General features: G+C 68.4%; 21 protein-coding genes. 18 read left to right on the forward strand and 3 right to left on the reverse strand.

The features are described from left to right. Positions 1–3 precede the first annotated feature (3 nt). Positions 4–1,569 carry an AMP-binding protein gene (locus tag ON19_RS14175; RefSeq protein WP_043691352.1) on the reverse strand — a complete coding sequence of 522 codons (1,566 nt, stop codon included), beginning with the start codon at positions 1,567–1,569 and terminating at the stop codon, positions 4–6. 93 nt (positions 1,570–1,662) lie between these two features. Between ON19_RS14175 and ON19_RS14180 the strand changes: the two genes are divergently transcribed. After that, positions 1,663–2,379 (forward strand): enoyl-CoA hydratase/isomerase family protein, encoded by a 717-nt coding sequence (locus ON19_RS14180; protein WP_083899372.1) that lies wholly within the window; start codon positions 1,663–1,665, stop codon positions 2,377–2,379. A gap of 430 nt (positions 2,380–2,809) precedes the next feature. Beyond that, complete coding sequence (locus tag ON19_RS14185) at positions 2,810–3,319, forward strand: hypothetical protein (RefSeq protein ID WP_043691355.1); 510 nt, start codon at positions 2,810–2,812, stop codon at positions 3,317–3,319. A gap of 22 nt (positions 3,320–3,341) precedes the next feature. Here ON19_RS14185 and ON19_RS14190 read toward each other — a convergent pair whose 3' ends face one another. Next, positions 3,342–3,950, reverse strand: a complete 609-nt coding sequence (locus ON19_RS14190; protein WP_043691356.1) for a TetR/AcrR family transcriptional regulator — start codon at positions 3,948–3,950, stop codon at positions 3,342–3,344. Between the two features lie 732 nt (positions 3,951–4,682). On the opposite strand from ON19_RS14190, the gene ON19_RS14195 reads away from it, so the two are divergent. From ON19_RS14195 to ON19_RS14270, 16 genes are all read left to right on the forward strand, one after another. Continuing rightward, positions 4,683–5,582, forward strand: coding sequence for an MlaE family ABC transporter permease (locus tag ON19_RS14195; RefSeq protein WP_083899366.1), 900 nt, complete (start codon positions 4,683–4,685; stop codon positions 5,580–5,582). Continuing rightward, positions 5,582–6,436, forward strand: a complete 855-nt coding sequence (locus ON19_RS14200; RefSeq protein ID WP_043691359.1) for an ABC transporter permease — start codon at positions 5,582–5,584, stop codon at positions 6,434–6,436. Before ON19_RS14195 ends, ON19_RS14200 begins: the two co-directional genes overlap by 1 nt. Further along, positions 6,433–7,701 carry an MlaD family protein gene (locus ON19_RS14205; protein WP_227954723.1) on the forward strand — a complete coding sequence of 423 codons (1,269 nt, stop codon included), beginning with the start codon at positions 6,433–6,435 and terminating at the stop codon, positions 7,699–7,701. The genes ON19_RS14200 and ON19_RS14205 overlap by 4 nt, the downstream gene beginning before the upstream one ends. Next, the gene (locus ON19_RS14210; RefSeq protein ID WP_043691361.1) at positions 7,698–8,735 is read left to right on the forward strand and encodes an MlaD family protein; all 1,038 of its coding nucleotides are present in this window, start codon (positions 7,698–7,700) and stop codon (positions 8,733–8,735) included. Before ON19_RS14205 ends, ON19_RS14210 begins: the two co-directional genes overlap by 4 nt. A 4-nt stretch (positions 8,736–8,739) precedes the next feature. Then, positions 8,740–9,795 (forward strand): MCE family protein, encoded by a 1,056-nt coding sequence (locus ON19_RS14215; RefSeq protein WP_043691365.1) that lies wholly within the window; start codon positions 8,740–8,742, stop codon positions 9,793–9,795. Next, on the forward strand, positions 9,792–10,898 hold the full coding sequence (locus ON19_RS14220) for an MCE family protein (RefSeq protein WP_086006642.1): 1,107 nt from the start codon (positions 9,792–9,794) through the stop codon (positions 10,896–10,898). The genes ON19_RS14215 and ON19_RS14220 overlap by 4 nt, the downstream gene beginning before the upstream one ends. Beyond that, positions 10,895–12,004, forward strand: a complete 1,110-nt coding sequence (locus tag ON19_RS14225) for an MlaD family protein (RefSeq protein ID WP_043691367.1) — start codon at positions 10,895–10,897, stop codon at positions 12,002–12,004. The genes ON19_RS14220 and ON19_RS14225 overlap by 4 nt, the downstream gene beginning before the upstream one ends. Then, on the forward strand, positions 12,001–13,308 hold the full coding sequence (locus ON19_RS14230) for an MlaD family protein (RefSeq protein WP_083899367.1): 1,308 nt from the start codon (positions 12,001–12,003) through the stop codon (positions 13,306–13,308). The genes ON19_RS14225 and ON19_RS14230 overlap by 4 nt, the downstream gene beginning before the upstream one ends. A gap of 22 nt (positions 13,309–13,330) precedes the next feature. Beyond that, entirely contained in the window at positions 13,331–13,993 is a 663-nt protein-coding gene (locus ON19_RS14235) for an Rv1363c family protein (protein WP_051168854.1), read from the forward strand. A gap of 109 nt (positions 13,994–14,102) precedes the next feature. Beyond that, the gene (locus ON19_RS14240) at positions 14,103–15,380 is read left to right on the forward strand and encodes a cytochrome P450 (protein WP_051168855.1); all 1,278 of its coding nucleotides are present in this window, start codon (positions 14,103–14,105) and stop codon (positions 15,378–15,380) included. 79 nt (positions 15,381–15,459) lie between these two features. Then, the gene (locus ON19_RS14245) at positions 15,460–16,296 is read left to right on the forward strand and encodes a mycofactocin-coupled SDR family oxidoreductase (protein WP_043691371.1); all 837 of its coding nucleotides are present in this window, start codon (positions 15,460–15,462) and stop codon (positions 16,294–16,296) included. A 136-nt stretch (positions 16,297–16,432) separates the two neighbouring features. Next, a complete protein-coding gene (locus tag ON19_RS14250) occupies positions 16,433–17,344 on the forward strand; it encodes an LLM class flavin-dependent oxidoreductase (RefSeq protein WP_227954724.1) in 912 nt (303 codons plus the stop codon). Positions 17,345–17,382: 38 nt separating this feature from the next. Beyond that, positions 17,383–18,261, forward strand: coding sequence for an acyl-CoA thioesterase (locus ON19_RS14255; RefSeq protein ID WP_043691579.1), 879 nt, complete (start codon positions 17,383–17,385; stop codon positions 18,259–18,261). A gap of 32 nt (positions 18,262–18,293) precedes the next feature. Then, positions 18,294–18,722: a DUF427 domain-containing protein gene (locus ON19_RS14260; protein WP_051168857.1), complete on the forward strand. Its 429-nt coding sequence runs from the start codon at positions 18,294–18,296 to the stop codon at positions 18,720–18,722. 87 nt (positions 18,723–18,809) lie between these two features. After that, positions 18,810–19,436 carry a TetR/AcrR family transcriptional regulator gene (locus ON19_RS14265; RefSeq protein WP_043691373.1) on the forward strand — a complete coding sequence of 209 codons (627 nt, stop codon included), beginning with the start codon at positions 18,810–18,812 and terminating at the stop codon, positions 19,434–19,436. A gap of 65 nt (positions 19,437–19,501) precedes the next feature. Further along, positions 19,502–20,566, forward strand: coding sequence for an NAD(P)H-dependent amine dehydrogenase family protein (locus tag ON19_RS14270; RefSeq protein WP_043691375.1), 1,065 nt, complete (start codon positions 19,502–19,504; stop codon positions 20,564–20,566). Between the two features lie 6 nt (positions 20,567–20,572). Here ON19_RS14270 and ON19_RS14275 read toward each other — a convergent pair whose 3' ends face one another. Further along, entirely contained in the window at positions 20,573–21,346 is a 774-nt protein-coding gene (locus tag ON19_RS14275; protein WP_227954725.1) for a hotdog domain-containing protein, read from the reverse strand. Positions 21,347–21,466: the final 120 nt, after the last annotated feature.

Here is a 21,466-nt window from a genome sequence, read left to right on the forward strand (position 1 = left end):
TCTTCAGGGTTGCACCGCAACGCTCTCGGCGACGGCGCGCGTGGCGGCGAGATCCTCGCGGACCACGAACTTGCGGATCTTGCCGCTGGCTGTCCGCGGGAAGTCCTCGACGACGTGCACTTCCTCCGGCCATTTCTGCTTGGCCAGTCCGGCGGTGGCGAAGTGTGCGCGTAGCTCGTCCAGGCTCGGCGCGGATCGGTCCGGCTGCAGCCGCAGCACCGCGGCGGTGCGCTCGCCGAGCCGGGCATCGGGCACGGCGACCGCCACCGCCTCGGTCACGCCGGGCAGGGTCAGCAGCACTTCCTCGACTTCCAGGGCGCTGATGTTCTCGCCGCCGCGGATGATCATGTCGGACTTGCGGTCGGTGATCGTCAGGTAACCGTCCGCGTCCAGCACGCCGATGTCGCCGGTGTGGTACCAGCCGTCGTCGTCGAAGGCGGCCGCGGTGAGTTCGGGATCGGTGTAGCCGAGGCACAGATCCGGTCCGCGGCTGAGGATTTCACCGTCCTCGGCCAACCGCAATTCCACGCCGGGGAGTGCGGCGCCGTCGGTGAACAGCCGCTTGGCCTCCGGTGCGGTGTGGAGCGATCCGGTGATCGAGGGGTGCTCGGTACTGCCGTAGGAGCGGTACACGGTGATGCCGACCCCGGCCAGCCGGGTGGTGACCACGGCGGGCACCGCCGCGCCACCCAGACCCGCGTAGCGCAGGTGAGGCAGGTGCTCGGGGGTGTAGTCCGGATGGTCGAGCAGGCTGGTGACGTAATAGGGCACGCCGCCGCCCACGGTGAGCCCCTCGGTGAGCATCAATTCGAGCACCTTGCCCGGATCCCAGACGTCGAGGAGGTGGATCGGCATCCGGTCGAGCACCGGGATCAGGAAGGCGTTCACCATGCCGATGAAGTGACCGATCGGCGCGCCGGTCAGCTGGTCTCCCCGATCGGCCGGGTAGATGCCGGCGAGTTGCCGGGTCTCGTGGCCGAGCGTCTGGTGGCTGTGCACCACGCCTTTCGGGGCGCGAGTGGTGCCGGAGGTGAACGCGATCAGCGCGGGGCCCGCGGGATCGACGGCAAGGGTCCCCGGCAGAGGTTCCGGATCGAGCAGGTCCTCGAAATCGTCGCCGACCACGCCGACGATCGGGACGGCGTCGCGCAGGTCGGGAGCGAACTCGGCGTTGCCGAACCGATCGGTGGTCACGAACACCTTCGGCCGGACCGCCGCCAGGATGTGGGCGACCTCCTTGCGTCCGTAGAAGTGCACGATCGGTACCACCGTCGTCCCGAGGAAGGCCGACGCCCAGAACACCGCCGCCGCCTCCATCCAGTTCGGCAATTGCAAGGCGACCGCGTCGCCCGGCCCCACGCCACGGCGGCGCAATCCGGCGGCCAGCCTGCGGGCGACGTTCTCGACCTCCCCGAAGGTGCCCGCCCAAGGGCGCACCGCGGAGTGGACGCGGAAGGCGGTGTCCGGCGCGGCGGCCAGCCCGGCGGCCAAGAGGTCGCCGATCGTCTCCGAGGTCCACCAACCCTCCTCCTGGTAGCGATGGACCAGGTCGAGGGGGATCTTGCGCATCGTCGAACTCCCATCCCGTGGCGGTGCGCCGCGCGAGATACGTATACTGTTCTCGGAAACAGAGAATCACATTTCCTCATGGGAGAACAAGACATGGTCGAGCTCGAGCTGGACGCGGGATTGGCGGTCGTCACGATCAATCGCCCGCACGCCCGCAACGCCATCGCCCCGGGCACGATGGACGAACTGGAGAAGGCGATCGACGCCGCCTCCGGGGCCAGGGCCCTGGTCATCACCGGGGCGGGGGACCGTGCCTTCGTTTCCGGCGGGGACCTGAAGGAACTCGCCGCGCTGCGGACCGAGGAGCAGGCGGCGGCCATGGCCCGGCGGATGCGCGGCATCTGCGACCAGCTCGCCGCGTTCCCCGGCCCGGTGGTCGCCGCGCTCAACGGGCACGCCCTCGGCGGTGGCGCGGAGGTGGCGGTGGCCGCGGACATCCGGATCGCGGCCGACGACATCAAGATCGGATTCAATCAGGTGTCGCTGGCGATCATGCCCGCATGGGGTGGCGCCGAGCGGCTCGCCCGGCTGGTCGGGCCGGGCCGGGCGCTGATGCTGGCGGGCTCGGGGGTCATCCTCGACGCCGCGTCCGCCGCGCGGGTCGGGTTGGTCGACCAGGTGCTGCCGCGCGCCGAATTCGACAAGGGCTGGCGGGCGGCGGCCCGGTCGCTGGCGAACTCGTCTGCCGCCGCGATCAAGCGGGTGGTCGGCGGGGTGCCTCCGGAAGAGGCCGTCGCGGCGTTCGCCCGGCTCTGGGTGGCCGACGAGCACTGGTCCGCGGCGGATCGAGTGATGAACCGCGCCAAATGATTTCCCGTATCCGCGGCCGTAGAGCGGCATGGCCGGACCGGGCGCACGCCGCACGGATAGTGATGTAGATCACATACTGCATATTTGTAAGGTAGGTATCACGATTGCGAGAACCAACTTACGGTGTGATCGGTAGGTTCCCGGTGGGGCGAAGCGATGGTCCGTCATCAGCCCTGGCGCACCGTTTCGCTCCCCGGATCGACCTCTCGGCTCGGCGTGCGGCCGCCGTCGAGGCGATGGTTGCGCCGATTCCAGTGTCGGCGCGACCAGCGGCGCCCGGTGCCCGGGCCCGCGGTCGGACCTGCCCGGAACTGCACGTTCGATAGCGGGATGAGTAACCATGGCCAGACGATCCGTCGATTCCGTTGACCGAGGTGTTCGGGAACTCCACTCTGTGTCGCGCTGGCGAGCCCACGCGCGACGACACCCATTGCGCTACCGCTTGGCGGTGGTGGCGCCGAGTGCGACCGAGGTGATCCGCCACGCGGGCGGCTGGTTGTTCGACCGGACCACCGCGGGGTGGGAGGTGACAGTGCTGGTCTCCGACCACGCCGATGTGCGTCCGCTGCGGATCCTCGGCGCCACGGTGCTCGACCTGGAGCAGTCGCTGGCCACCCCGGTGCACGACACCTGGCCGACGGCCGTGGCCGTGGCCGCGCAGACCTACCGGTCCGACGCCCGGGTTCGCGACGGGGTGCTCGAGTGCCTCGACCGCGGCCTGACCGAGGTCGCCGTATGGGGTGCGGACCTGCCCGCCGAACTGGATCAGCGCGTCGGCCCTGCGCGGCATCGAATGAGCATGGCGGCAAGGGCTTTCAAGTCGTGCGCCCTCACCGCGGCGGGGCTGCCCGCCGAGGTGGTGGGGTCGAGCGAGGTGTTCCGGACCGGAGAGCTTCGGCCGTCGACCTACCGGTGCGAGGTGGATCTCGTTCCGGCCTGACGGCGGCCGATCGCGCCGCCGGTCAGGCGGGGGCCGGTCCGGCGTCGCCGCGTTCGCCTTCGAGCTTCTCGATCTCTCGTTCGACCAACTCGAAGGCTTCGGCGTGCCCGCCGGACATGCCCAGCGCCCGCTCCAGTACGACCACTCGGGAGACGCTGGTCATCAGCACCGCCATCGCGGCGGGCGGAAATCGCGTGGTGTCGAATTCGTATTCGTTCAGAATTCTCTGCAGCACGTCCGTCTGGATGGTGCGGAATCGCTCCGCGTAGTCGGCCACCGCCTCCCGTATGGCGGGCCGATGATTGGACAGTCCGACGAATTCCATGGTGAAGCGCACTGCCGCCGGATCGGTGCTGAAATCCCAGAGGGCGCGCAGTGGCTTGTTCGTCTTCATCATCTCGGCCTGGAGTTCGAGTCCTTGCTCGGCGCGGCGCTGGAAGATTTCCAGCAGCAGTTCGTCCATGGAGCGGAAGTAATAATGCACCAGCTGTGGTTTGAGTCCGGCGCGGTCGGCCACGCGGCGGGAGGTCACCGCTGCCCAGCCCTCCTCCAGCAAAAGCTGTTCAGCGGCGTCGAGCAGGACGCCGCGATTTCTGGCGTCAGGGGCTCCGATCCTGCGGGGCGATGGCATCCGCCGTCCTCCTTCGAGAAAGCTGGTCGTGGGATCAATTCGTATCGTAGTACCGGACACCGGTTCTATTGACGCGTTGTCTCGACACATGCTATGCATGTGCACAGCATCTTGCTGAGCATCCGCTCGGCATCCGGTGTCGGGACGGTCGATCCGGCCGCTGTGCACCGATGCCGCGCGGTACCCGACACGTGAACATCAGGTAGTCAGGAGGCCTGTGCGGGCTCGCGGTGATACGGCGCGCAATCCGCGGTAGCTATTTGTGGTGCGCGCGATTTCTCGCACGGCGGCTCGGTCGCCGAAATGACGACTCCTTAGTTCGGCGTAACGAGTCGTTCGGTCGACGGCGGCGTCGACTGTTCGAGTGGCAGGAAATTACCTGCCACTCCATTTGTGCTTTCATTCTGTTGTCCAATATTATTCACTTCGGCCCGGCGAAATCGCGCGAAGCTTTTTGCTCGAACGCTATTGACTCGTGATGTGCCTGCCCGCACAATAACGATGTGACGCTTCGTTCCGGAGCGAGCACTCGGGGCGAGATTCGAGTCGGGCAGGTGGGCCGACGTCTCGGGCGCGGATTTCCCACCCTCCGGAAGCGCGGCAGTCACTGGACCGTTCGAATGTCCGGATAATTCGTTGTGCAAACAGTGCGTCCGTCGCATGAAACAAGACTGTTTCAAATTGTTTCCGTGTGCGGGCGATGGATGCCGGACCTGGAGAGTTTCGAGAGCGATGATTATTCCCCGAGAAGCCGACGCGCGTGCAGACACGTGCGCCGCCGCCGGTGGCGACGCGCCGCCGGAGAGGTGGGCGACTCGGGCGATCACGGCGTGGTTCCGCGGTTATCTGCGCAGGCATCCGATCACCGCCCTGGAAACCGTCGGCGGCCAGTTCGTTCTGGGCGTGCGCGCACTGCAGTACTTGTGCGTGGACGTCCTCACCGGGCGTTTCGCGTTCGCGGAGTTCGTCAGGCAGGCCGCCTTCATGGCCTCGGCGGCCGTGTTGCCGACGATCTTCGTGTCGCTGCCGATCGGGGTGACGCTGTCCATCCAGTTCGGCCTGCTGGCCGGGCAGGTCGGCGCCACCTCGCTGGCGGGCGCCGCGAGCGGGTTGGCGGTCATCCGGCAGGGGGCGCCGATGGTGGCCGCGCTCCTCATGGCCGCGGCCGTCGGCTCGGCCATCTGCGCGGACCTCGGCTCCCGGAAGATCCGGGACGAGCTGGACGCGATGGAGGTCATGGGGGTTTCGGTGGTGCGGCGGCTGGTCGTACCGCGCCTGGCCGCCGCGGTGGTGGTGGGCGTGTCGCTGACCGGTGTCGTCTGCTTCGTCGGCTTCCTGGCCGGCTACCTGTTCAACGTCTTCGTCCAGAGCGGTGCGCCCGGAAGTTTCGTCACCACCTTCGCGTCGTTCGCGACGGTGAGCGACCTGGTGCTGACCCTGTTCAAGGCGGTCGTGTACGGCGCCATCGTGGCCGTCGTGGCGTGCGAGAAGGGATTGTCGACCAAAGGCGGTCCCGCGGGCGTGGCGAACTCGGTCAACTCGACCGTCGTCGCGTCGATCCTGCTGTTGATGACCGTGAACGTCGCGGTCACGCAGCTGTCGATGATCCTGTTCCCCAGGCAGGGGTTGTGATGGCCGCGCCCTACCGCCCGCCGGGGACGCGCCTGGCGCTACAGAGCTTCACCCTGCTGGGGACGGCGATCATGCGCCTCGGGCACATGCTGACGTTCTTCGTGCGCGCCGTGTTCTCGATTCCGGTGATGCTGCGCCACTACCGAACCGAGTTCGTGCGCATCCTGTCCGATGTCACGTGGGGCAACGGTTCGATCGTCGTCGGCGGCGGGACCGCGGGCGTCATCATCGTGCTGGGCGCCGCCGGAGGGGCGATCGTGGGCCTGGAAGGCTACAACGCCTTGCATCTGCTCGGGATGGAGCCGACGGTCGGGTTGATCGCCTCGACCGCCTCCACGCGCGAACTCGCTCCGATCATGGCCTCGCTGGCGTTCGCGGCGCAGGCGGGCTGCCGTTTCACCGCGCAGCTGGGCGCCATGGGCATCGCCGAGGAGATCGAGGCGATGGAGTCGATGGGTATCCGTTCCATTCCATACCTGGTCAGCACCCGGATCCTGGCCTCGGTGCTCGCGATGATTCCGCTCTACGTGGTGTGCCTGGCGGTGAACTATCTCGCGGTGCGGGTGGTGGTCGGGCTGTCCGGCGGGCTGTCGGCGGGAACCTACGAGCATTACTTCCAACTGGTGCTCAACGGGCCCGACATCGTCTACTCGCTGATCAAAGCGGTCGTCTTCGTCGTTCTCACCTCGACCGTCCAGTGCTACTACGGCTTCTACGCCGCCGGTGGCCCGCAAGGGGTCGGTATCGCCGCCGGACGGGCGATGCGAGCGGCGATCTCGTTGATGATCGTCGTCAATCTGCTGCTCACGGTTGCGCTCTGGGGCATCGGCGCCAGCGCGAGGCTCGGAGGATGACCATGTCGATCCTGTTCGAGAAAGACGGGCGCGGCCCCTCGGCGGTCGCGCTGCTCCTACGCGGACTGGTTCTCGTCGTTGTCACCGTGGCGGTCGTGTCGGTGCTGCTGATGAAGTCCACCGGCCGCTTCGACGACAAGGTGGAGGCGACCGCACTGCTGGAGCAGCTCGGCGACGGACTGCCCGCCCGGTCGGACGTGAAGTTCCGCGGGATGCTGGTCGGCACCGTGGCCGAGGTCGCACCAGCCGTCGGCAGCGGCCCCAACCGGGTGCGGCTGCTGCTGGATCCGTCGGCGGTGGCGCGGATTCCGCGGACGGTGACCGCGCGGGTCGTCCCGAGCAACGTCTTCGCCGTGTCGTCGGTGCAATTGGTGGACAACGGTCCCGGCGCGGCGCTGCCGGCGCACGCCGAGATCCGTCAGGACCGCAGCCTTTCGACAGTGCAACTGCAGACCGCCCTCACCAAACTGCGCGAGATCATCGCGAGCACAGCGCGGATCGGCGCGAGCAACACGGTGGGTGTGCTCGCCGCGGTCGCGACGGCGACCGACCGTCGTGGCGCCGACATCGTCGCGGCGGGCGTTCGGCTCGAGCGCATCACCAAGGAGTTCGACGCGCTGCTCACCCCGGATGGCGGGCCGCCCACGCTGAGCCTGATGGCCGACGCCGTGCGCGGACTGAACGCCTCCGCACCCGACCTGCTCGACGCGCTGCACCACGCGGTCACACCTATGCGGACCTTCGCCGAGCACAACCAGCAACTCGTCGGCCTCCTGTCGGCCGGTGGTACGACCCTGTCCACCGTCGGCGACACGCTGGACCGGCGCACCGACCAGATCGTCACCGTGGCGAACCAGATGGGCCCGGTCCTCGACGTGTTCGCCGAGGGATCGCCGGCGTTCGGGCCGATCGTGGTCCGGATCAAGAAACTGTCCGACCAGTGGTTCACCGAGTTCTGGAACCAGGACAGCCCGCGCGGGCGCGGCAAGTTCCAGTTCCGCTTCACCCCGCACACGCTGTACACCAGGGCGGATTGCGCACGTTACGGCGAGCTGGCCGCGCCCAACTGCGGCACGGCGCCGACCGCCGTCCCCACCCAGGAGCTGCCGCCCACGATGGACCCGCGGACGTATCCACCGGCGCCTGTCCTGCCCGCGGATCTGCAAGAGCTGATCCGCCGGGTACTGAGCGGAGAGGCCAACGGCGCGGAGTCGACCCTCGCGCCCCTGCTGGGCGACGGCCCCTTCCCCGGAGGCGCTCGATGAGTTATCGCCGTTCCCTGATCGGGGTGAGCCTGTTCGTCGCCGTCGCTGTCGGCCTGCTCTGGGTCACCTTCGTGACACTGGACCGCGGGGTCAACGGCGGAACCCACCCCTATTCGGCGGTGTTCAGCGATGTCAGCGGATTGCGGGTCGGCGACGACGTGCGCATGGCCGGAGTCCGGGTGGGCCGCGTCGACAAGATCGAGCTGGACGGCACGCGCGCCCGGGTGCGGTTCCGGGTCGAGGACGCCCAGAAGTTGTCCGGCAACACGAAGGCGTCGATCACCTATCAGAACGTCATCGGCCAGCGGTACCTCGGTCTGTCGCCGGCCGATTTCGGTGATCCCTCTCCGCTGCGTCCGGGCGGGGAGATCCGGCTCGAGCGCACCGAGCCCTCGTTCGACATCTCCGCGCTGCTCAACGGATTCGAGCCGCTGTTCGGCGGGCTCGACCCGAAACAGGTCGACAACGTGACCGGTGCCCTGATCAAGGCGTTGCAGGGCGACAACACCTCGGTGGTCCTGCTGATCCAGCAGGTGTCGACCCTGGCTCAATCGCTGGCCGGACCGGATCAGGTGCTCGGCTCCGTCATCACCAACCTGAATCGGGTGGTGGGCGATCTGGCGGTGCACAGCGGTGAAGTGAGCTCGCTCATCACGCGGTCACGCTCGATCATCGACGGGCTCGCACAGCATCGCGACGAGCTGCTCGGCACGCTGTCCACCGCCGCGACGGTGACCGACCGGATGGCGGCGACGGTCGCGGGCGTGCAACCCGAGCTCGACGAAATGCTGTACCGCGAACCGGGTTTCACCCGGCACTTCATGGCGAACAAGGAGAACTTCGCCTACCTCGGATTCAACCTGCCCGCCCTGATGAAGGGCCTGGCCAGGGTGAGTCAGGAAGGCGCCTACCTCGGCACCTACCTGTGCAATTTCGGCGTCGACCTGTTTCCCAGCTTGACGACGCTCGTGCCCACCGTGGTGGGGCTCGCGTCGGCCACCGGGAAGCCCCAGCAATCACCGATCTGCAGGTGAGAGTATGAGACTGAAAAATATTGCGAGACAGGCTGTGCTGACGGTGCGGCAGCCGATCGAGACGCACCCGCGCGGCGCGCTGGGCGTGGTCGCGTTGGTGGCGCTGCTGACCGTCCTGGGCGCCGCGCTGGGATTCAACGCGCTCGGCGTCGGCAAGGTGACCTACGAGGCGGAATTCGCCCAAGCCGCCGGGATCCGCCCGGGTGACTCGGTGACCGTCGCCGGCGTGCCGGTCGGGACCGTCGGGGCGCAGCGGCTGGCCGGCGACCACGTGGTGGTCACCCTGGAAGTCGACGAGAACGTCGCCATCGGCTCGGAGACCGGCGCCGCCATCAAGCTGACCACCTTGCTCGGCGCTCGTTACGTGGAACTGCGTCCGGCGGGTGAGGGTTCGCTGCCCGGCAGGCGGATCGGTTTGAGCCACACCGCCGTTCCCTACGACCTGCAGCGGGCGCTGGAGAACGCCACGGTCACCTTCGATCAGATCGACGCTCGGCAGATCAGCAAGTCGCTCGACAGCTTGGCCACCCAACTGGACGGGGTGCCCACGGTGCTGCCCGGTCTGCTGGAGAACATGCGCGCGCTGTCGGAGATCATCGGCGATCGCCGCGGGGAGCTGGGCGCGCTGCTGGCCGGCACCCAGCGGTTGACCACGGTGGTCACCGAGCAGCGTGCGGATCTGGCCGCGATCACGACCCGGGGCCGCGACCTGCTCACCGAGATCGTCGCGCGCCGTGACGCCATCCAGCGACTGATGGACGGAACCCGGCGTCTCGCCGACCAGCTCCGCGTGCTCGTGGTCGACGACCGGCCCAAGCTCGAAGAGCTGATCACCGGCTTGAACGGATTGCTCGGCAGCCTCGCGCGCAACGACCAACTGCTGCGGAACACGCTGGAGATCTTGCCCGTCCCGGTGCGCAATTTCGCCAACGCCTCCGGCACCGCGAACGAGGTCGATTTCACCGCGCCGGCCGGGCCACTGGTCGACTCCTGGATGTGCGCCATCAGCAGCCGCGCCCTGCAGGCCGATCTGCCCCCGTACTTCAAGGACTGCCAATGAGAGCGATAGGTCTGCTGATCCGGTTCGGCGCGGTGCTGATGGTCGGCGCGCTGGCCGGATGCGCCGGTGACGCGGTGGGCCTGCGGGACACCGGCAAGACGGTGACGGCCTCGTTCGACAACGGCGCGGGTCTCTACGTCGGCAACGCGGTGGCCGTGCTCGGCATGCCGATCGGCGAGGTCACCGCGGTCGTCGCGCGCGGCTCGCACGTCGAGGTGACGATGGAGATCGACGCCGAGGTGGACATCCCCGCCGACGCGACAGCCGTCACGTTGTCGACGTCGGTGCTGACCGACCGGCACGTCGAGTTCACCCCGGCATACCGCGGCGGCCCCACGCTGGCCGACGGCGCCCGGATCGGTCTCGACCGCACCAGGACTCCGGTGGAATTCGATCGCCTGCTGGGCGCTGCCGATCGGATGGCGGGCGAGCTGAAAGGCGCGCAGCCCGGCGACGGTCCGATCGCGAAGCTGCTCGGCGTCTCCGCGGCGATCGCCACCGGAAGCGGTCCCCAGCTGCGTGCGACCATGGACGAACTAGCCGCCGCGATACGCCTGGGCGACGACGGCGGCGCCGAGGTCCGCGACGCGATCACCCGGATCATCGACCAGCTGGCCACCCTGGTGCGCGCGGTCGCCGGCAACGAAGGCGCGATCCGCGAATTCGGTGCCGCCACCGGGCAATTGGGCGATGCGCTGGCGGATCTCGATATCGGCACCGGCGACACGGGTGCGCAGATCAACCAGATCCTGTTGCAGGCGAGCGATCTGCTCGCGCACAACGCCGGGAGTATCTCGGCCACGGTCTCCGACGCGAACACGGTGACGCGGGCGCTCGCCGACTACCGGCGCGAGCTGGCCGAATTCATCGACGTGACGCCGCTGCTGCTGAACAACGCTTACAAGGCGGTCGATTTCGAGCATCGCGGTGTGCGGGTACACGCGCTGCTGGACAAGGTGTTCTTCGACAGCCAGCTCGTCAAAGAGGTGTGCAACATCCTGGGCTTGCGCCAACTCGGCTGTGCGACCGGTACTTTGCAGGACTTCGGGCCGGATTTCGGGATCACCGACATGCTCGAAGCGATGTCGAGGTTGCCGCGATGAGGCCCTGGCGAGAAGGATTCCGTGCGGCGGCACTCGGCGCGGCGGTGCTGGCGACGACCACGGCGTGTTCGGTCGGGCTGGAGGACCTGCCGTTGCCCGCGCCCGGCGTAGGCGGCGCGAACTACACCATTCATGCCGACTTCGCCAACGCGCTCAACCTGCCTGCCAAGGCGAAGGTCCGGCTCGCCGGAGCGGACGTCGGCGAAGTGACCGGTATGGCGGTGCGCGACTTCACCGCTGTCGTCACGATGAGCATCGGGCAAGACGTGGTGCTGCCGCTCGGGACGCGCGCGGAACTGCGCACCGCCACCCCGCTCGGCGACGTCTTCGTCTCGCTCACGGCACCGGCGGACGCCACGCCCGACACTCCCGTCCTGCGCGACGGCGACAGCATCGCTCGCACCGCCACGGCGGCCGCCGCCACCATCGAGGAGCTGCTGACGACGGCCTCCCTGCTGGTGAACGGTGGCGCGATCCGCAATCTCACCACCCTGGTCAACGGTCTCGGGCAAGCGGTCGGTGACCGCGGCGACCGGGTCGGCGCCTTGATCGAACAGTCGACCCGAGTGGTCCAGGCGCTGTCCGCGCGCTCGGAGGACATCCGAACCACCCTCGCGCAGATCGACCAGCTGGCCGGACAACTCGACGCGCAACGTCGCACGATCGATGATGTGGTCTTCGCGGCCGGGCCCGCGCTGACCACCCTCGAGGACAATGCGAGGCAAGCGCTGGACCTGGTTCGCAGAGTGGACCAGATCAGCGGGCAGCTCGCGAAGTTCCCGGGACTGAACGGCGCCGCCACCACCGGCATGGTCGCCGATATCGACCGGATCGCGGCCGAACTGAACGCCGCCGCAACAGATCCGAACGCGAGCGTGGCGGCGATGAACGCGATGCTCGGACCGGTCATCGCCATCACCACGAGCACGTCGGCGAGCGTGGACGCCGACATGCGCGATCTGGCGATCGGCGCCTTGCCCGACCCGAACCACACCGGTGATCCGGAAAGCCGGATGCCCGACGCCGGGGACTGGGCGGCGTTCGTGGGGAGCCTCACCTACACCCTGCTGAAGCTCCAGCAGCGGCTGAGCGGAGGTGGCCGATGAGCAGGTCGACCCGGCTGCGCGCGGCGGGCGCGACGGCGCTGGAGATGCCCGCGCGCGTGCTGGTGACGACAGTGCGCGCGGGACGAGCCAGGCGCTCGCTCCTTTCCGCGAGCGCGCTCGTGCTCACCCTGGTGCTGGGAGTGGGTTATCTGGTCTTCGGCGCGCTGGGCGTCGATCCGGTGGCCTCGACGATCACCGTGCGGGTGCACCTCGCCGACTCCGGCGGCCTGCTGGCCGGTCGGCAGGTCGCCTTGCGCGGCGTGCCGATCGGCCGGGTCGAGTCGGTGGAGCTGACCAGCACCGGTCTGGTCGCGGTCGCCGCCGTCGACGCGGGTGCGCGGGTGCCCGCCGACGGGGAGGTCCGCGTGGCGAGCCTTTCGATGGCAGGCGAGCAGTACCTGGACTTCCGCCCCACCCGCGACGACGGACCGTATCTCGCCGACGGCGCCGAGATCGCGGTCGAGCGCACCACGACGCCGACACCGCTGTGGAAGACGCTCACCGAACTGGATTCGGCGCTGGCCCAGGTCGATCCCGCCGAGCTGGCGGCCATCGTGGACGAACTCGGTGTCGGTCCCGAGGGGCCGGGCAAACTCGCCGACATCATCGACGGCGGCCTGTTCCTGATCTCGACCCTGGATTCGGTGCTTCCGCAGACCGTGAGCCTGCTGCGCGACAGTCGGTCGGTGCTCGCGACGGTCCGTGATTTCGGTCCCGGCCTGGGCAGATTCGCCGCCGACGCGAATGCCTTGCTCAGTGGCGTCGAGCGGAAGTCCGGTGGGTATGTCGAGTTGCTCGCAGCCGCACCCGGAACTTTGCGCGCGCTCGACGCCGTGCTCGCGGAGAACTCCGCCGCGGGCGCGAGCCTGCTGGCGAACCTGGCGGTGGTGGCCGACACGACGTCGAAGCGCGTGCCCGCTCTCCAGGAGTTCTTCTTCCCGACCGAGCGCTCCGGCTCGACGCTGGATGCGATCGGCGTGGCGTTCCACGACGGTGGCGTATGGGGATTGGTGAATCTGTACCCCCGGTACACCTGCGACTACGACCTTCCCCGGCGCCCGCCGTCATTGCCGGACTTCCCCGAGCCCTACCTGTACACGTCGTGCCCCAACCACGATCCCTCGGTGCTCATCCGCGGCGCGCGCAACGCGCCGCGCCCGCCGGGAGAGGAGATTCCGGACGGGCCGCCGCCGGGCATCCGTGCGGACCAGCAAGCCACACCCACCCCGATCGGGCCGCTGTCGCTTCCGCTCACGTTCGCGGGACCGCCACTGCCGCCCCCGCCGCCCGCGCCGCGGCGATGACCGACCGGAGAAAGGAAGCGCTATGAGCCACAGTGACACCGAGACATCGGTAGCGACGAAGGAGAAGCCGTCGACGGGGCAGGACGAGCCCGAGGAGGCCGCCGCCACGACGGACTCCGCCCCGGCTGAGCAGCCCGCCGACAGCGCCGCGGCGCAACCGGGGCCGAGCGAGAGCACGCGGCGGGGACGGATGTCCCGGGTGCTTCCGTTGGTCCGCCGAGGGCTGCTGCCCGTCGGCGCGGCGGTCGCGGTCGCGGCGATCGTCGCCGCGGCCGTGCTGGGATGGCAGCTGAAGAAGGAACGTGACGTGGACGCCGCGGCCGAGGCCGGGCTCGCCGCGGCGCGCTCGTACGCCGTCACGCTCACGAGCGTGGACTCGGGCACGCTCGACCGTGATTTCGCCGCCGTGCTCGACGGGTCGACGGGTGAGTTCCACGACATGTACACCCGCTCCAGCGGACAGTTGCGGCAGCTGCTGCTGGACAACAAGGCGACCGGTAAGGGCACGGTGCTCGACGCCGCGGTCAAGTCGGCGACGGAGACGAAAGTCGAAGTGCTGCTGTTCATCGATCAGACGGTGACCAACACCGCCTCGGCGGATCCGCGGGTCGATCGCAGCCGGGTCCTGATGACCATGGAACTCGTCGACGGCCGTTGGCTGGCGAGCCGCGTCTACCTGCCCTGATAGCTGATCCGCTTATTCCCCTTGCAGCCTGATGAGAACGATATTCGCATAACTGAAGAATCCTGTTACCATCGAGAAGGTTGCTTCTATCCATCCAGGAGTGCTCCACATGACTGACTTCGATTCGGTCGACTACTTCACCGATCCGGCGCTCGTTCCGGACCCGCACCCGTATTTCGATCATCTGCGGGCGAAGTGTCCGGTGACGCAGGAATCCCGTTACGGCGTGTACGCGGTGACGGGGTACGAAGAGTCGACAGCGGTGTTGAAGAACGCCGATGTGTTCTCCTCGGCTATCGCGGTCGGCGGGCCGTTTCCCCCGCTGCCCTTCGAGGTCGAGGGTGACGACATCACCGAGTTGATCGAGCGGCACCGTGATCAGCTGCCGATGTTCGAGCACATGGTGACGATGGATCCGCCGCAGCACACCTATGCGCGCTCGCTGCTCAATCGTTTGCTGACGCCGGCGCGATTGAAGGAGAACGAGGACTTCATGTGGCGGCTGGCCGATCGCCAGCTCGACGAGTTCCTCGAGCGTGGCCGGTGTGAGTTCCTCGCCGAGTACGCCAAGCCGTTCTCCTTGCTGGTGGTGGCCGACATGCTGGGCGTGCCGGAGGAGGACCACGAGGCGTTCCGCATCGCGCTCGGCGCCGAGCGTCCCGGGTCGAGGGTCGGTGCGATCGACAACGAAATCGTGTCGAGCAATCCGCTGGAGTGGCTGGACGAGAAATTCAGTTCGTATATCAGTGATCGGCGGCGTGAGCCACAAGATGATGTGCTGACGTCGCTGGCGCTGGCGAAGTACCCGGACGGATCGACGCCCGAGGTCATCGACGTCGTGCGCTCGGCCACCTTCTTGTTCGCGGCCGGCCAGGAGACCACGGCGAAGTTGCTGAGCGCCTCGTTGCGGATTCTGGGTGACCATCCCGAGGTGCAGGCGCGATTGCGGGCCGACCGCAGCCTCATTCCGGTGTTCATCGAGGAGACCCTGCGGATGGATTCGCCGGTGAAGAGCGGGTTCCGGTTGGCGAAGCGGGCGACGACGATCGGTGACACCGATATTCCGGTGGGTTCGACGGTGATGTTCTGTCCGGGTGCGGCCAATCGTGATCCGCGCCGTTTCGACGATCCGCACGAATTCCGTTTGGATCGTCCGAACTTCCGCGAGCACATGGCTTTCGGCCGTGGCGTGCATTCCTGCCCCGGCGGCCCGCTGGCGCGCGTCGAAGGCCGGGTCTCGATCGAACGAATCCTGGACCGGATGCTCGACATCTCGATCGATGCGGACCGGCACGGTGCCGCCGGGCAGCGTGACTACACCTACGAACCCACCTTCATCCTGCGTGGGCTCACCGAACTGCACATCACCTTCACTCCCAACCCCTGAGTGACCGGGCGCGAATTCCCTTCGCTCCGAAGCCATTCACGAGCAAGCCGTTTCGGCGAGACAACGAATAGAGGTAACCATGACCGGACGGGTCGAAGGAAAGGTCGCGTTCATCACCGGCGCGGCGCGCGGCCAGGGCCGCAGCCACGCGGTGCGGCTGGCGCAGGAGGGCGCCGACATCATCGCCGTCGACGTCTGCAAGCAGCTGGACAACGTGCCCTTCCCGATGTCCACGCCCGAGGATCTGGCGACCACCGCCGATCTGGTCAAAGCCGAAGGCAGGCGCGTATTCACGGCCGAGGTGGACGTGCGCGACTACGCCGCGCTGAAGACCGCCGTGGACAGCGGCGTCGAGCAGCTCGGGCGGCTGGACGTCATCGTCGCGAACGCGGGTATCGGCAACGAGGGCGGGCAACTGCTCGACCTCGAGGAGAATCTGTGGGACGACATGATCGATGTCAACCTCGGCGGCGTGTGGAAGACCGTGAAAGCCGGTGCGCCGCATCTCATCGCCGGTGGACGCGGTGGTTCGATCGTCCTCACCAGCTCCGTCGGCGGGCTCAAGGCATACCCGAACGTGGGGCACTATGTCGCCGCGAAGCACGGCGTCGTCGGTCTCATGCGGACTTTCGCCGTGGAACTCGGCCAGCACTCGATCCGGGTCAACTCGGTGCACCCGACGCACGTGAACACGCCGATGGTGATGAACGAGGGCACCTACAAGCTTTTCCGTCCGGACCTGGAGAACCCGGGCCCGGCCGATCTGGAGCCGATCTGCCGGATGTTCCACACCCTGCCGATACCGTGGGTTGAGCCGGTCGACATCAGCAACGCGGTTCTGTACCTGGCCTCCGACGAATCCCGTTTCGTCACCGGTGTTCCGCTGCCGATCGACGCGGGCAGCATGCTCAAGTAGGCAGCGGCGGTATCGCACCGGTTCCTGGCAAGCGTCCGCAGCCGCTCGCCAGGAGCCGGTGCTCGGCCGTGTGGCGGGCCCCGCCCGCCGTCGAATGGCGCGCGGGGAGCCGTCGTTGTCACGGAAAGGCTCAACTATGTCCGGGGGCGAGAACGGTATGCGATACGGCCTGTGTGTGCCCTGCCTCGGCGAGTTCGCCGAGCCGCGTCAGGTCGCCGACCTGGCCCGGCGTGCCGAGGAGGCGGGGTGGGACGGTTTCTTCGTGTGGGACCACGTGGTGTTCCCCTACGGCGCCGTCGACATCGCCGATCCGTGGGTGCTGCTCACGCTGGTCGCCGCCGCGACGGAGCGAATCCGTCTCGGCCCGTTGGTGACTCCGGTCGCGCGCCGCCGCCCCGGCACGCTGGCGCGGCAGACGACCTCGGTGGACCGGCTCTGCGGCGGCCGCCTGGTGCTCGGCGCCGGACTCGGTTTCACGCTGGAAGCCGAATACGGCACCTGGGGCGAACCGGCCGAGCCACGTGAGGTAGCCGAACGGCTCGACGAAGGGCTGGCTCTGCTCACCGAACTGTGGTCCGGCGAGAAAGTCGACTTCCACGGCGCGCACCTGTCCGCTACCGACGTCACGTTTCTGCCGACCCCGGTGCAGCGCCCCCGCCCGCCGATCTGGATCGGCTGCAACTGGCCCAACCGCCTGCCGCTGCGGCGTGCCGCCCGCTGGGACGGCATCGCCCCGATGATCATCGGCTCCGACGGCTCCTTCGGTCCGACCCCGGAGATCGTCACCGAACTGATCGGCGCCGTCACCGAATATCGCGTGGGCGCAACTCCTTTCGACGTCGTCATCACCGGGCGCACGCCCGCCGACCGGCCCGGCACAGCCTGTGCCACGGTCGAAGCCATCGCGGCGGCAGGCGCCACCTGGTGGCTGGAGGGCTTTCATCCCGGTCCGGGGGAGTACGTGGAGGCGCTGCGCCGGGTGACGGCGGGTCCGCCGCGCCGGGGCAGGGCCGCTGGGCCGCGGCACCGCAGAGAGGGCACGAGATGACGCATACCGAGCACGATCGGATCGTCCTGGGCGACGCGATGAGCGCCACGGAGCAGACCTCCGCGCCCGAGTCCTCCGTGACGCGGATGCTCGAGATCTTCGATGTCGCTCCGGTCGGCGCGAACACCTTCACCGGTAGCAGTGACGGCGGATCGCGCAAGGTGGTCGACGGCACCCAGCTGCTCGCCCAATCCGTCGTCGCGGTCGCGAAACGACTGCCCGGCAAAACTATTCGGTCGGCGCACGCCGTCTTCATCCGGGTCGCGGATCCGGACGAGCCCGTGGAGTTCGTCGTCGACGTGACCCACGAGGGGCGTTCGATAGCCGCCGCGTCGGTGGCGGTGAATCAGCACGGGCGGCGCTGCGCATCGGTCTCCGTCCTGGCCGACACGGCGGCATCGGACGTCATCCGGCATCACGCGCCGCGCCCTCGGGTAGCCGGGCCTGCCGAGTCGATCGAGGCCGATATGCCGATGGCAGGCCGCGAGCTGCGCATCGTCGGCGTCGCCGACGTGAACGATCCCGCGGAGGTCGGCCCGCCCGAGTTGTCCGCCTGGCTGCGCTACGAACCGATTCCGGTTCGTGACGATCTCGCCAAAGCCCTGCTCGCCCACTTCACCGGTCACCTGTCGGTGTCGACGACCATGCGCGCGCACGCCGGTGTCGGCACCAGCCAGGCGCACCACACCATCTCCACGGCGGTCATGACCGTCACGGTGAGTTTCCACGAGCCCGTCGGATGGGACGGCTGGCTGCTGTATTCCCACGAGAGCACGCAGGTGGGCGCGGGCATGTCCTATGTCCGTGGTCAGGTGCACACCGAGGACGGCCGGCTGATCGCCTCGTTCACGCAGGAGGCGATGATCCGCCCGCTGCGCCGGGAACATTCCGCGATCCCCGCGGATTCTCGTCTGTAGGACCACGCGAGTCTTTGGGAAGGAGTCTTCGGATGGGTGAACAGCGGGCGGCCGCGGACGTCGAGGTCTCCGGCTTCGCGGCCAGACCCGACTATCGCGTCGACATCCACCGCCGCCGCAATCTCGTCACGGCCCGTCTCGGTGACCGGCTCGTCGCCGAGACGACCCGGCCCCTGCTCGTCGACGAACAGGATCACGGGCTCGTGTTCTATTTCCCGCGCGAGGACGTGCGGGTCGCGCTTCGGCGCGACGACGCGCGCAGCAGCCGATGCCCCTTCAAAGGGCAGGCGACCTACTGGCGTTTCGACGGCGACGGCGATGCGGCCGTGTGCTGGAGCTATGACCACCCGGTCGGCCAAGTGGCGCGTCTGCGTGGGCACGTCGCCTTCTATCAGGACAGGGTGCAGGTCTGCGTCGGTGTGGCGACGCCGGCGGTGCTCGGCGTCTCCGCCGCGGTGTAGGACGGCGGCTGCCGCACCGGCGGCGCGGCTGTCGCCGCGCAATTGCGTGGACTGCCAGGGCAATGCGATGTTCTAGGCTCGTAGCCGATGTCGGAATCACAGCGCGGTCGACCACGCAGCGCCAGCGCACACCAGGCGATCCTGGACTCCGCGCGGGACCTGCTGGCCGCCGTCGGCTACGAGCAGATGACCATCGAGGCCATCGAGGCCATCGAGGCCATCGAGGCCATCGAGGCCATCGCGGCCGGGGCCGGGGTCGGCAAGCAGACCGTCTACCGGCGGTGGCGCTCGAAGGCGGCCGTCGTCGCGGAGGCGGTCTTGGACGGCTACCTCATCAGCGCGGCCGAGCCGCTTCCCGACAGCGGCGACATCGCCGCTGATCTGCGTAAGTGGCTGCGGGAACTGTCGATTCGGCACGGCGAACCCGCCGCCGCCGCGTTGATCCGCGGCCTCGCGGCCGCGGCGGCCGACAGCCAGGCGGATGCCGAGCGCCTCTACGACCGGCTGACCGGTCCCGCCCGGCAGCAACTGATGCACCGGCTGGACGCCGGCGTCCAGCAAGGGCAATTACGCGTCGGGGCCGACCTCGATGCCGCGGCCGACGCGATCATCGGCACCCTCCTCTACCGCGTCCTCGCTCGCCGTCCACCGTTCCCGCACGGCGCCGACGGACTGCTCGACGTCCTGCTCCTCGGGCTGGCCCGCGACCACTGAAAACTCAATTCTCGAATGCGAGAATTTTCCTTCTGGGAGACGCTGCGTGTGCCTATGCTGAGCGGGTGCCAAACACAGCTACCTACAAAGTCGTCCAGTGGACGACCGGCAACGTCGGGAAGAGTTCGGTGCGGGCTATCGTGGCGAATCCCCTGCTCGAACTGGTCGGCTGCTACGCGTGGTCGCCGGACAAGGTGGGGCGCGATGTGGGCGAACTGTGCGGTATCGAACCCCTGGGTGTCACCGCCACCGGCGACGTCGACGCGCTGCTGGCGCTGAAGCCGGACTGCGTGGTCTACAACCCGATGTGGATCGACGTGGACGAGCTGGTCCGCATCCTCTCCGCGGGTGTCGATGTCGTCGCGACCGCTTCGTTCATCACCGGCCACAACCAGGGGGAGGGGCGCGAGCGGATCGCCGAGGCATGCCGCCGCGGCGGGTCGACCATGTTCGGTTCGGGCATCAGCCCCGGGTACATCAATCTGCTGGCCATCCTGTCGGCGAGCATCTGCGACCGGGTCGACAAGGTGACCGTCAACGAGGCCGCCGATACCACGTTCTACGACTCGCCGGAGACGGAGAAGCCGGTGGGGTTCGGCAGGCCGATCGGCGATCCCGGCCTGCCCGCGATGACCGCGCACGGCACGGGGGTGTTCGGCGAGGCCGTGCGGCTGATCGGCGACGCGCTCGGTGTGGAACTCGACGAGGTGCGCTGCGACGCGGAATACGCGCAGACGACAGCCGATCTGGATCTCGGATCGTGGACCATCCCGGCGGGATGTGTGGCCGGCGTGCATGCGAGCTGGAAGGGGCGGGTCGGAGACCGGACCCTTGTCGAGATCGACGTCCGCTGGCGCAAAGGGCAAACGCTCGAACCTGATTGGAAGATCGATCAGGACGGGTGGGTCCTGCAGGTCGACGGGCGTCCGACGGTGAAGAACGTCGTCAGCTTCGTGCCGCCGCCGGATTTCCAGGCCGAGACGATCGCCGATTTCATGACCCTCGGGCACATCATGACCGCGATGCCGGTGATCAACGCCATTCCCGTCGTCGTGGCCGCCGACCCCGGCATCGTGACTTACAACGACCTGCCACTCACGCTGCCGCGCGGCGTCGCGCGGCTGAGCTGAGGCCGTTCAGCCGCCGAAGGTGCGGGCCGTCGCCAGCGTGGTGAGCCGGTTGTCGTTGCCGCTGTCGCGGAGTTCGACCCGGCCGAGGCCCTCGTGCAGCCGCGCCCGCGCGACCACCGGTCCCACCCGCGCGCCGAGCAGATAGCGCAGACCGAGAAAACTGAGGGTGTCGCCAGGGGCGAGCGAGAGCACGGCCTCCTCGGCGGCCAAGGCGATCAGGCCGCCGTTGATGGTGTCCGAGGCGTTCAGCCCCTCCATCGATCGCGGGAGTACCACCGTTCCGGGGGCGACGCGCTCGCAGCGGGCCCGTTCGGCCAGCGGCATCGGCAGCCGCTCACCGGTGGCAGGCAGTTCGACGCTCAGCTGCGGCGGCAGCTGCACGTCCGGATCCGGCGCCACCATGAAGGAAGCCGCCCCGAGGGCGATCGGCTCGGCGTCGACGCTGAATTCGAACTCGGCCACGAACACCGAGCGGCCCACCTTCACCGTCCGTCCGACGGCGCGGACCTCGCCCGTTCCGGGGGCGGGGCGGTAGAGGCCGACGTCGAGTTCCAGCGTGACCGGCACGCGCGGGCCCATCACGAGCGAGGCCAGGAGGCCGGAAACGGTGTCTGCCCAGGTCGCCAGCACAGACGTGCGCAGCACGGTGGTGCCGGGGACGTGCATCTCGGGCGTGATCTCGGCGCAACCGTGCAGTTCCTCGCCCACCCGGCGGGTCGCGAAGCCCAGTTCGCGCAGGATGCGACCGCGTTCCTCCAGGCTGCTCGGCACGATCGTCACGGTTCCTCCTGCTCGGCGCCGGCGGTCCCGGACTCATAGGCGATGCCTCGGACGCCCCTCTATATTGGTAATTGCATTCTCTATCACGAGAATGTCAATTCCGAAGATAGCACGGCGCAA

Origin of the sequence: Nocardia abscessus NBRC 100374 (assembly GCF_000308455.1) — a bacterium.
GTDB lineage: Bacteria > Actinomycetota > Actinomycetes > Mycobacteriales > Mycobacteriaceae > Nocardia > Nocardia abscessus.